At 62.6% G+C, this 313-nt stretch carries 1 pseudogene; it reads right to left on the bottom strand.

Features of this window, described 5'->3' with window-relative positions:
• Positions 1-313, bottom strand: a pseudogene (locus EN851_RS35215) (VWA domain-containing protein); the annotation flags it as partial.

Raw genomic sequence — 313 nt, 5'->3', positions numbered from 1 at the left:
GTCTCGACAAAGACGGTGCTGGCGGCAAGCGGGCCGGCATTGACGGAATTGGCATAGGGCACGATCGCCACCCGCACGCGCGGATTGGCGGCGTTCTGGCCGGTGAGGAAGGAATCCACCGCGTTGCTCGCCGCTGCCCTCAAATCCTTGATCTTCTGGCCCGCCATCGAGCCGGTGACGTCGAGCATCATCGCCACCTCAACCGTCTTGTCCGAATAGAGCGCCGTGGTCGAGGAGGTCACGCGCTGCATATCGCCGATGCTGAACAGCGGGAAATAGAGGCTGACATCGGTGTGCACATCCGCTTTCACGG

Origin of the sequence: Mesorhizobium sp. M8A.F.Ca.ET.208.01.1.1 (assembly GCF_004791315.1) — a bacterium.
Taxonomy (GTDB): Bacteria; Pseudomonadota; Alphaproteobacteria; order Rhizobiales; family Rhizobiaceae; genus Mesorhizobium.
The sequence above is the reverse complement of the archived record's forward strand: the minus strand, read 5'-3'. Positions and strand labels throughout refer to the sequence as shown.